Source organism: Rhodopseudomonas palustris HaA2 (assembly GCF_000013365.1).
Taxonomy (GTDB): domain Bacteria; phylum Pseudomonadota; class Alphaproteobacteria; order Rhizobiales; family Xanthobacteraceae; genus Rhodopseudomonas; species Rhodopseudomonas palustris_J.
Genome location: NC_007778.1, coordinates 5,222,440 through 5,233,327, shown reverse-complemented (window position 1 = coordinate 5,233,327; position 10,888 = coordinate 5,222,440). Strand labels below are relative to the sequence as shown.

Annotated in this window: 10 protein-coding genes; 4 read left to right on the top strand and 6 right to left on the bottom strand. The window is 65.9% G+C overall.

Annotated features, from left to right (window positions below; all coding sequences use genetic code 11):
- The first annotated feature begins 33 nt into the window (after positions 1-33).
- Positions 34-1,185, top strand: a complete 1,152-nt coding sequence (locus RPB_RS23305; protein ID WP_011443495.1) for an ABC transporter substrate-binding protein — start codon at positions 34-36, stop codon at positions 1,183-1,185.
- A 202-nt stretch (positions 1,186-1,387) separates the two neighbouring features.
- Here RPB_RS23305 and RPB_RS23300 read toward each other — a convergent pair whose 3' ends face one another.
- The 3 genes from RPB_RS23300 to RPB_RS23290 form a co-directional block, all read right to left on the bottom strand.
- Entirely contained in the window at positions 1,388-2,575 is a 1,188-nt protein-coding gene (locus RPB_RS23300) for a pyridoxal-phosphate-dependent aminotransferase family protein (RefSeq protein WP_011443494.1), read from the bottom strand.
- Between the two features lie 87 nt (positions 2,576-2,662).
- A complete protein-coding gene (locus RPB_RS23295) occupies positions 2,663-3,391 on the bottom strand; it encodes a thermonuclease family protein (RefSeq protein WP_011443493.1) in 729 nt (242 codons plus the stop codon).
- A gap of 157 nt (positions 3,392-3,548) precedes the next feature.
- Positions 3,549-5,288 carry a hypothetical protein gene (locus RPB_RS23290; protein WP_011443492.1) on the bottom strand — a complete coding sequence of 580 codons (1,740 nt, stop codon included), beginning with the start codon at positions 5,286-5,288 and terminating at the stop codon, positions 3,549-3,551.
- Positions 5,289-5,769: 481 nt separating this feature from the next.
- Here RPB_RS23290 and RPB_RS23285 point away from each other — a divergent pair, with 481 nt between their 5' ends.
- The gene (locus RPB_RS23285; protein WP_011443491.1) at positions 5,770-6,645 is read left to right on the top strand and encodes a caspase family protein; all 876 of its coding nucleotides are present in this window, start codon (positions 5,770-5,772) and stop codon (positions 6,643-6,645) included.
- A 93-nt stretch (positions 6,646-6,738) separates the two neighbouring features.
- On the opposite strand, the gene RPB_RS23280 is transcribed toward RPB_RS23285, so the two are convergent.
- Positions 6,739-7,497, bottom strand: a complete 759-nt coding sequence (locus tag RPB_RS23280; protein ID WP_041798451.1) for a carbonic anhydrase — start codon at positions 7,495-7,497, stop codon at positions 6,739-6,741.
- Between the two features lie 91 nt (positions 7,498-7,588).
- A complete protein-coding gene (locus tag RPB_RS23275) occupies positions 7,589-8,221 on the bottom strand; it encodes a S24 family peptidase (RefSeq protein ID WP_011443489.1) in 633 nt (210 codons plus the stop codon).
- Positions 8,222-8,550: 329 nt separating this feature from the next.
- Here RPB_RS23275 and RPB_RS23270 point away from each other — a divergent pair, with 329 nt between their 5' ends.
- Positions 8,551-8,895, top strand: coding sequence for a DUF952 domain-containing protein (locus RPB_RS23270; protein WP_011443488.1), 345 nt, complete (start codon positions 8,551-8,553; stop codon positions 8,893-8,895).
- Positions 8,892-9,986 carry a quinone-dependent dihydroorotate dehydrogenase gene (locus RPB_RS23265; RefSeq protein WP_011443487.1) on the top strand — a complete coding sequence of 365 codons (1,095 nt, stop codon included), beginning with the start codon at positions 8,892-8,894 and terminating at the stop codon, positions 9,984-9,986. Before RPB_RS23270 ends, RPB_RS23265 begins: the two co-directional genes overlap by 4 nt.
- A gap of 113 nt (positions 9,987-10,099) precedes the next feature.
- Here RPB_RS23265 and RPB_RS23260 read toward each other — a convergent pair whose 3' ends face one another.
- Positions 10,100-10,834, bottom strand: coding sequence for an MBL fold metallo-hydrolase (locus RPB_RS23260; protein WP_011443486.1), 735 nt, complete (start codon positions 10,832-10,834; stop codon positions 10,100-10,102).
- Between the last annotated feature and the right edge of the window lie 54 nt (positions 10,835-10,888).

The window sequence follows — 10,888 nt, the reverse complement described above, 5'->3', positions numbered from 1 at the left end:
TTACCAAAGAAGAACCAACGGAGGAGGACGTCAATGCAACAGACCAAGACTCTGATCGTCGCGCTGGCGACGATGCTGGCCGGTGTGACTGCGGCGCAGGCCGAGATCAAGATCGGCATCACCATGAGCGCGTCCGGCCCCGGCGCCGCGCTCGGCCAGCCGCAATCCAAGACGGTGGCGGCGCTGCCCAAGGAAATCGGCGGCGAGAAAGTGACCTACTTCGCGCTGGACGACGAATCCGATCCGACCAAGGCGGCGCAGAATGCCCGCAAGCTGCTGTCGGAAGAGAAGGTCGACGTGCTGATCGGCTCGTCGCTGACCCCGGTGAGCCTGCCGCTGATCGACATCGCCGCCGAAGCCAAGACGCCGCTGATGACGATGGCGGCGGCCGCGATCCTGGTCGCGCCGATGGATGAGCGGCGCAAATGGGTCTACAAGGTGGTGCCGAACGACGACATCATGGCGGAGGCGATCGGCAAATACATCGCCAAGACCGGCGCCAAGAAGGTCGGCTATATCGGCTTCTCCGACGCCTACGGCGAAGGCTATTACAAGGTGCTCGCCGCCGCGGCGCCCAAGCTCGGCTTCGAACTCACCACCCACGAGGTCTATGCGCGCAGCGATGCCAGCGTCACCGGCCAGGTGCTGAAGATCATCGCCACCAAGCCCGACGCGGTGTTCATCGCCTCTGCCGGAACGCCGGCGGTGCTGCCTCAGAAGGCGCTGCGCGAGCGCGGCTTCAAGGGGGCGATCTATCAGACCCACGGCGTCGCCACCGAGGAATTCATCAAGCTCGGCGGCAAGGACGTCGAAGGCGCGATCTTCGCCGGCGAGGCGTTCTCGGGCGCCGAGGATATGCCGGCCGACAGTCCGTTCCGCAAGGTCAAGGCGCGCTTCGTCGACGCCTACAAGGCCGCCAATGGCGGCGCGGCGCCGACCATTTTCGGCGTACATCTGTGGGATTCGATGACGCTGGTCGAGAACGCGATTCCCGCGGCGCTCAAGGCTGCCAAGCCCGGCACGCCGGAATTCCGCGCCGCGATCCGCGACCAGATCGAGAAGTCGAAGGACCTCGCGCTCAACAACGGCCTGTCGAATATGACGCCCGACAACCATAACGGCTATGACGAGCGCTCCGCATTCCTGATCGAGATCCGCGACGGCGCGTTCCGGTTGAAGCAGTAAAGAAGAGGGCTTAGTAACCTCTCCCCGCTCGCGGGGAGAGGCCGGATCACCGCGTAGCGGTGATCCGGGTGAGGGGGCGTCTCGACAAGGTCGAGAGTTCGCGACGCGCGTCGCCCCTCACCCCACCCCTCTCCCCGCAAGAGCGGGGCGAGGGAGCCTGCCGTGCGCGGGGCGAGTCAGCAGGCCGAACTTCCTTCGGAATCTACGCCGGCACGCTTTCGGCCAGATAGCCGATCGCGGCGGCGACGCCGCCTTTGCGGTGCGGGATGTCGAGGGCGGCCAGCGCCATTTCCACGACGCCGAGCGTGCCGAGCAGCATCGGGGCGTTGACGTGGCCCATATGGGCGATGCGGAAGGCGCGGTTCTGCAGTTCGCCGATGCCGACGCCCAGCACCACGCCGCATTTGTCCTTGCAATAGCGGTGCAGCGCGAACAGGTCGTGGCCCTCGGCGGCGCGCACCGTGGTCACCGTGTCGGCGCGCTCGGCGGCATCGGCGATATTGAAGCTGAACACCTGGCCTTCGGACCACACCGCGACGGCGCGGCGCACCGCTTCGGCGAGCAGCCGGTGGCGTGTGAAGGTGTTGTCCAGCCCTTCTTCGAACAGCATGTCGAGCGCCTTGCGCAGCGCGAACAGCAGATGCACCGGCGCGGTGCCGGCATATTTCTGGTAATGCTCCGGCCCGTCGCGCTGGGTCCAGTCCCAATACGGCGTGCGCAGGCCGGCGGTCTGGTGCGCCGCGCGGGCGCGATCGCCGACCGCGACGAAGCCGAGGCCGGGCGGCGACATCAGGCCCTTCTGCGAACCGGACATCGCGACGTCGATGCCCCATTTGTCCATCGCGAACGGCATGCAGCCGAGCGAGGCGACGGCGTCGACCATGAACAGCGCCGGATGCCCTGCGGCCTTGATCGCGCGCCCGATCGCTTCGATATCGTTATAGGCGCTCGATGCGGTATCGACCTGCACCACCATGATCGCCTTGATGCTGTGGTCCTTGTCGCGGCGCAGCCGCTCCTCGACCTCGTCGGGCCGCACCGCACGACGCCAGTCGCCCTTCAGCACCTCGACCTCGCAGCCCATCGCCTGCGCGGCATTGCCCCAGCCCAGCGCGAAGCGGCCGCTCTCCAGCACCAGCACCTTGTCGCCGCGCGACAGCACGTTGCTGATCACCGCCTCCCAGGCCCCGTGGCCGTTGGCGATGTAGATGTAGGACTTGCCTTTCGTCGCAAACAGCCGGCTGAGGTCGCTCAGCAAGCTGTCGCTGAGCTCCACCATCTGCCTCGAATAGATGTCGAGCGCCGGGCGATGCATCGCCTGCAGCACCTCGTCGGGCATATTGGTGGGGCCGGGAATCGCGAGGAATTCCCGTCCGGCGCTGACGGCCATGATGCTGTCCTCTGGAGATTGAAATGCTGCGGAACCTTGCCGCCGCGCGCGATCGAATTCAAGCGACCAGGGCGCGAGTGGGCCGGGTCAGCGTCGGGTCTCGCGGCAGCCGGCGGCTTCGGCTTCTTCGACCGAGCAGAACCAGCGCGTCCCCTTGCTGATCGTCATCTTGATCTTGGCATACCAGCGGCTGGTCGGCTTGTGATAGATGCACTCGCCCGCCGTGTTGACGTTGCCCTTGATGGTGCAGTCTGGTGACGGCGCGACGGGGCCGGAGGCCGAGGCGAGCAGAATTCGGCGCGCATTCTTCGGCGGCCTGGTCGCGCCGAGAACGGCGGTCTTGCTGTTGCGCACCCGCCAGTCCCACGGCGCGATGAACGCGCCCTGCCACAATCCGGCGCGTGCCGCGCGCGCCAGTTTCTCGTCGGCGTCATAGGTGCGCGCGACGCGAACGTAAGACAGCGCCCAGCCGTTCTTGACCATCCATTGCTGGATGTCCTCGCCGTCGACCTCGCATTTCGCGATCGAAAGGCCGTTCTTCTCCGTGCGCGTAACGCGGCAGGTCCAGCTCTTGCCGCCGACGTGGGCCGCCAGCGCGTCGCGCGCGGCGACGCCGCAGGTCCATCGCTCGCCCTTGGGGTTGAGGCACAGCTGATCGAGTGAAGGCGCGTCGATGCCCGCCAGCCGGATACGGGCGCCGCCGATCGTGACATGATCGCCGTCGCGGATCTTCGGAACGCCGGTGACGTCGGCAGCCTGCGCCGTCACCGGCAACAGCAGGACGAGACAGAGCGGAAGCAGGAAGGTCTTCAGCATGGGTTGGCCGATCTCGATCGGGATGTTCACGGCTGGTGCGCCAGCGTGCCGGGTCGATGGAGCAAGGTCTGCCGATTGTGATGGTTATTTGACGGTCGGGCCAGCGCGATGCGCGGACAGAGGCTTCAACTCGGCGCGAGAGTCCGTCGGCTCTGCTTCAGCCGTTGCGTGGGCGCTGCAGGATCGCCTTGCGCGCCAGCGCCAGCCCCATCAGCACGAAGGCCGAGGTGACCTCCGGTCCGCCGACCAGGATGCGGGTCGGGGTTTTCATCTTATTCCATTCATAGGCCTTGAACGGGCCGCGCCGCCCGCCCTCGCCGAGGTGATTGAGGACGCAATGCAGCGCCGGCGTGAAGTGCGCGAGGTCGCCGTCGAGATGGCCGAGCGCGATCAGCGCCAGCGCGGCGTCGAACACGTTCATCTCCTTCGCCACCAGTTCGTCCGCGACATAGGCCAGGACGCGCTCGCGGATGAATTCGAACACGCCGTCAGGATCGATCGCGCGTCTGGCACCTTCGTCGAGGGCGCGGAAGGAGGCGTAGCAGCGGCCGAAATAGGCGCAATACAGTTCGGGCAGATAGTAGACGTGCGATTTCGGCTCGGCGAAGGCGCCGCTCGCCACCAGCCGGCGCTGGAAATCGACGATCCGTCGCACCGTGTCCAGGCGCGACGGCGTCTCGACGATGGCCCAGCGCGCGCAGTTGCGGAAGCTGACTTCGAGCACGTCGAGATTGAGCGTCGGATCGAGGTCGTTGCCGAACGGCCGCTCGCCGGAAATGCTGTCGATCCAGGTGGCGATGCCGCCCTCATAGTCGACGTTGTCGTTGAGCGGGACGGTGACCAGCGGTTCGTTGGCTCCGGCTCGCACCTGATAGCCAGCGTAGAAATCGATCAGCGGCCGGTCCAGGATCGGATCGGTGGAATTGGCCTGGGTGGCGGCCGAGATCGCGCAGGCGGTGGTGTCGCAGTCGGGGACGTAGACGCCGAAGCCGAGGTTCTGCTTGATCTGGGTGAAGAAACGGCTGAAGCGAGGATGCGGCGGCGGCGCCAGCGCCGTGATCACATCGAAGCTCTCGCCCTCCGCCGACCGCACGCGTTCGCGGCTGGTCTCGATGCAGAACTGGACCATGTCGGCGACGATCCGGCGGGCCGCCCGAACGTCTTCGGGCGTGCCGAGTCCGGTTTCGATGAAGCTCAGCAGCGCTTCGACGTAGAAGGCGTCGTAATAGGCCGAGCGATGCCGGATTTGCACCGGCGCCCAGATCGGCTCGGCGATGCCGCGCCACGGCGGGTTGATCAATCCCGCGGCCGGCGATCGGGCGATGAACACCCGCGCCAGATTGAACAGCAGCGTCGAATTCTTGTAGCTGCGCGCATTCAGCCCGGTGAGCGCCGCGAGGAACGCCGGGCTGCCGAAATCCGGATCGCCGATCAGGTTGAAGGCGGCGTAGGTCGGAATGAAGCCGTTGTGTTCCCACGACCGCAGCAGATGGTCGCTCGTGGCCCGGATCGCGCTGTCGATGTCGGCGAGCCGAGGCATTTGGGTCGGCGCGATGGAGGCAGGCGGGCGCGGATGCTGCAATTGGACGCTGTCGATCAGTTCGGCGATCGGACGGCCGATCGCGGTCCAATCCGGATCGGCCTCGTCTCGCGCCGCGATCAACGCGTCGCGGATGGCGCGGAACCGGACCGGGTCATTCAGCTCCGGCAGGCCGGCCTTGCGCAACAAGGGGCGCAGCGCCGGATTGCCGAGCGCCGTCCGGTAGAATTTAGCGATGTGCGGATCCCCGTGCTTGCGGCCGAGGAAGACCGGGTCGCACAGGTCGTAGAGCGACGGCGCCTGTTTGCGGGCGGTCAGCGCGCGGTAGGCCGCGCCGGCCATCTTCAACTTGTCCATGCCTTCGTCCCGCCGTTCCGAACCGTCAAGCCATTGAGAACTCGCACGGATCGGTCCGATTGACAAATCGGCGGCCGGCGGGGCGAACAGCCCTGGCGGTTTGCGGTCTGGCTCCAGAATCTGCTGAACGGAAGATCCGGCTCCGACGACCAAAGCAGCGTCCCGGATGATCTTGCGTTCCAAGGCCTGTCCAAGACTAACGCTGGATCGCAAGATTAGCCCCGGGGCACAAAGTCACGCCGTGCAATATTGGCTGATGAGACGTGATCGGTTCCAAGAAAATCCGTGGTCTAGGAAGGGAAGTGCCTTCGGGTTATACGGTCGCCAGATTGTGGGGTTGCCCGAAAGCCTTGAAACAGCTAATGCTTTCTTATGGTGCGATGCCGCAAATTGAGCGCAATTTTCCCGCACTGGATTGGTTCATCCTTCACAGACAAATGTCTCCGGCGCGAACGATGTCGCGTGGATAAGGAAGACTGAGATGACGTTTCGTGTACCCGGCCTGTCGCGCCGCTCGATCACCACCATCGCCGCTTTGATCGGCGTGGTGTCGCTGGCGATCGGGGCGCATGCCGCGCTGAACAAGCGCGTCGGCGATCCGAACGGCAGCAAGGATGTCGCCCGGATCGACGGCTCCGGCCCGGCCGCGTCGCGTTTTGCGCTGGTGATCGGCAACGGCCGCTATCCGGATGCGTCGCAGCCGATGGTGCAACCGATCAACGATGCGCGCGCGCTCAGCGGAGCGTTGCGTCGCGAGGGTTTCGACGTCGACATGATCGAGGATGCCAACCGCGACGATCTGCTCCAGGCGATCGAGCGGATGAAGTCCCGCGTCACCAAGGATTCCACCGTCGTGCTGTTCTTCGGCGGCTATGGCATCCAGTCCGGCCGCGAGAGCTACATGATCCCGGTCGACGCCCGGATCTGGAACGAGGCCGATGTCCGCCGCACCGGTATCAGCATCGAATCCGTGCTCGGCGCGATGCAGGAGCGCGGCGTGCAAGCCAAGCTCGCGATCGTCGACGCCTCGCGCCGCAATCCCTATGAGCGCCGCTTCCGTGCCTATTCGCATGGTCTTGCGCCGATCAATGCGCCGGCCAACGCGCTGGTGCTGTCATCGTCGACGCCCGGCAAGGTCGCCGAGGACGGCGACGGCCAGAACAGCATCCTCGTCGGGGCGCTGCTCGGCTCGATCTCGTCTCGCGTCGTCAGCGCCGAAGCCGCTTTCACCAAGGCGCGGCTCGCCGTCACGCGCGCGACCAACGGCGCGCAAGTGCCGTCGCTGTCGTCCTCGCTGGTCGACGACGTCACCCTGGCGCCGGTCACCGCCGATGCAACCCCGGCGAGCGGCGGCTGACCACAGCAGCAACCACGTTCAGAGTTCAGCGAAAAGACCCGAGCCGGACAGCGGCTCGGGTCTTTTTGTATCTGCGATGCGCGTTGCGGTCGCTCAGTTCGACTGCAGCACGAAGCGGCGGTTGTCCTTCTGCACCGGCCGCGCATTCATCGGATACAGCTTGGCGAAGGCGGCGATGTCGTCGGCCGCCACGGTGATCGGACTCGCCAGCACCATCCAGTCGACGATCTCGGAGCATGGCGGCGTCGTCAGCGAGCCTTCGTAGCGGTAATAGTTGCGGGTCTCCGGCAGCAGCGCGTTCGGATCGATCGCCGGGTCGGCCTTTTTCGCCGGTCCCTCGCTCTGCGGCATTGTCGCGACGATCTTGCTGAAGGCGGCGTTGGCCTTGCCGGGCTGCATCAGAACGCCGACCACGCCGAGCGTGCCGGAATCCGCGCGATGAACGAAGTGCACTTCCATCGGGAAGTTCTTGCCGTCGATCAGATGCTCGCTCGGATGATGGAAATGGAACTGAACCAGCTTGAAGGTCACGCCGCCGAGCTTCAGGTGACTGCCTTCGGCGACGTTGAGCTGGATGGTGTGGCCGTTGTTGACGATGGTGTCGGCCGTGTCCGCCCAACGGATCTCGATCGGGTACAGATTGGCTCCGATCGTCGTGCCGATATCGATCGGCGATTGCTGCACGCCGACACTGCAGAACTGGTTGGCCGGATCGAGCTCGCCCCACTTCGCCGGTCCGCCGTCGCCTTCATAGCCCCAATGATGCCCGCCTTCCCCGGCAACGCCGGCGCTGGCGCAAAGCGGACAAAGGGCGAGGCCCGCGAAGGCCTTGAGGATAGCGCGACGGTCCATCGGTCTGTGCTCCGGGATGAGGATGGGTTCCATCATCCGTCACCCCGGGAACTTTGTGAAGTCCCGACGAACAGCTAGGACTTACAGTTGGTTACTGGCTGGCCCAGACGATGCGTGCGATCCACTCGACGTCCGCCGGTGCCAGCGTCCGGTCCGGATGGCTGGGATTCAGGGAGGCGAGTTCCACGATTTTAGTGGTGCGGCGCTTCAGCTCCTTCACCATCACCTCGCCGCTGGTGGTCTTGACCACCACGCGGTCGCCGCGCCGGATTGCAGTGCCTGGAGACACCACGATGATGTCGCCGTCGCGATAGGCCGGCTTCATCGATTCGCCGGAGATTTCCAGCGCATAGGCGTGCTCGTCGTTGATCGACGGAAGGCCGATTTCGTCCCAGCCCTTGCCGGCCGGAAATCCGCCGTCGTCGAAGAAGCCACCGGCACCGGCCTGGGCGAGACCGAGCAACGGCACCGACTGCACCACCCGCGGCCGATCGGTGATGAGCTGCACGAAGGTGTCGATCGCCGTGTTGGTGGCGGCGAGCGCCTTCGCTACCGATTCGGTCGATGGCCAGCGCTCACGGCCGTCATTGGTGATCCGCTTGGACTTGTTGAAGGTGGTCGGATCGAGACCGGACTTCTTGGCGAGTCCGGAAGGAGAAAGGCCCGAGCGCTCGGCCAATCGGTCGAGTGCGGTCCAGATCTGGTCGTGCGTCAGCATTTGCATCGCGGCCACCCCCTGGCGAAGCCCGGCGCGGCCGGGCGGCAGAAAAAGCTTGACAACTAGGAATTATTACCTCAACGCGCGGCGTTCCGCAATCCCGTCTTGCGACAAAAACGCGGCGCTTGCAGTGCACCGAGGCCACCGATACGGTCAATGCCGAGCCCGGACGATTTCCAGGCAACCGAACGCGCGCCGGTCCGCTCTGGGGGGCCTGTTCTGCGATCAGGACGTACGCAAAGTATTGTTTCCGCGGATGTTGTTTCGGTTGCCGGCGGTCGCGGGTTGCATGATCGATCCGCTACAACAACCAGCCGCAACGGGAATCCGGGCCTTTGCGCACGATTTACAAGATCTGTGACGCCTCGGCATGGCGTGAGGCCGAGGAGGCCGGCGTCTACCGTGGCAGCGCCGACGACGGCCGTGATGGCTTCATCCATTTCTCCACCGCGGAGCAATTGGCGGGGACGCTCGCCAGGCATTTTGCCGGCCAGACCGGCCTGAAGCTGATCGCGGTCGATGCGGAAGGGCTGGGGCCGGCGCTGCGTTGGGAGCCGTCGCGTGGCGGCGAGCTGTTTCCGCATCTCTACGGCGAACTCCATCTCGGCGCCGTCACTGGCATTCGCGACATCGCAACCTTTGCCGACGGTCGCCACGATCTCACGGAGGTCGCGCTGTGATCCGCGCCTTCGACGCGTTCTCGCTCCCGCTGCTGCGTCTGCTCGACGCCGAAGACGCCCACCGCCTCGCCATCCAGGGGTTGCGGCTGCTGCCGCAGGTGAAGCCGCGCCCGGACGATTCCAAGCTCGCGGTGCGCGCCTTCGGGCTGAACTTCCCCAATCCGGTCGGCATCGCCGCCGGTTTCGACAAGAATGCCGAAGCGCCGGATGCGCTGCTGCGGCTCGGCTTCGGCTTCGTCGAGATCGGCACGGTGACGCCGAAGCCGCAGGCCGGCAATCCGCGGCCGCGGTTGTTCCGGCTGGAGCGCGACGAGGCTATCATCAACCGGATGGGCTTCAACAATGACGGCGCCGAGGCCGTGCTACGCCGGCTTGCGGCGCGGGCGCAGCAGGGCGGCATCGTCGGCGTCAATGTCGGCGCCAACAAGGACAGCACCGATCGCGTCGCCGACTACGTGTCGCTGATCGAGACCTTTGCGCCGGTGGCGAGCTATTTCACCGTCAACGTGTCGTCGCCGAATACGCCGGGCCTGCGCAATCTGCAGCAGGCGGCGGCGCTCGACGATCTGCTGGCGCGGGTGATCGAGGCCCGCGAACGGGTCCGCGCCAGCGCCGGCGACACTCCTGTGCTGCTGAAGATTGCGCCCGACCTCACGCTCAGTGAACTCGACGACGTGGTGCACATCGCCCGCTCGCGCCGGGTCGACGGCATGATCGTCGCCAACACCACGCTGTCGCGCTCCCCGATGCTGCGCGAACGGACGCGGCTGAACGAGCAGGGCGGCCTCAGCGGCCGGCCGCTGTTCCGGCTGTCGACCCGGATGGTGGCGGAGACCTATGTCCGGGCCGAGGGCGCATTTCCGCTGATCGGCGTCGGCGGCATCGATTCCGGCGGCGCGGCGCTGACCAAGATCCGCGCCGGCGCCAGCCTGGTGCAGCTGTATTCGGCGCTGATCTACAAGGGCCTCGGCCTCGTCGACAGCATCAAGGCCGATCTCGCCTCGACGCTGCTGCGCACCGGGCGTGACTCGCTTTCCGAAATCGTCGGTGCCGACGCGCCGACCATCACCGCGGAAGAGTGGCCGGTGTAAGGGCTGTCAGATCGTCGTCATTCCGGGGCGCCGCGGAGCGGCGAACCCGGAGTCTGATACGAGCAGAGCATCTCGAGATTCCGGGTTCGCGCCTGCGGCGCGCCCCGGAATGACTACAACTCCACGATCAGTCCGTCGCTCGCGGCCATATGCGGGACGGTGTCGAGCTTGTGCAGCACATCGTCGCCCATATGGGTGAGGATCAGCCGCTTCGGATTGATCTCGGGCAGGTGGGTCTCGAGCGCCTTCAGGCTGAGATGGTTCTTCACATTGCGGTCGTAGGTGTAGGCCTCGGCGATGAACAGATCGGCGTCGTGCGCCGCGGCGACCAGCGTATCGGTCCATTGCGTGTCGCCGCTATAGGCCAGCGTGCGGCCTTCGGCTTCGATGCGATAGGCATAGAATGGCCCGCCGGAATCGCCGTGGATCACCGGAAACGGCGTCGCCGTCACTGCGCCGAAGGTCCGCGGCACGGTCGGGTCGAGCGCGATCACCTGCAGATCGAACGTCGGCTGGGTCGCCGAGGAATGTTCGAACAGCGCCTCCATCACCCGCGTCAGGCGGATGTCGATGCCGGGCGGCCCGGCGATCACCAGCGGTCGCTTGCGCTTGGCGGATTTCGCATCGAGCAGCAGAAACGGCAGGCCACCGAAATGGTCGCCGTGAAAGTGGGTGATCAGCACCAGGTCGAGCGCATCGCGCGAAATGCCGTAGCGCTTCAGCGCGGGCAACGATGTCGCGCCGCAGTCGATCAGGAAGTTGACGCGCTCTCCCGCGACGTGGAAGCAGGTGTTGAGCCGGCCGCCGGAGCCGAGCGCATCGCCACAGCCGACAAATCGCAGTTGCATCGCTGATCCCTCGGCCACGGCAGTTGCCGGGCCAGGGCACCTCTACGCTGGGGC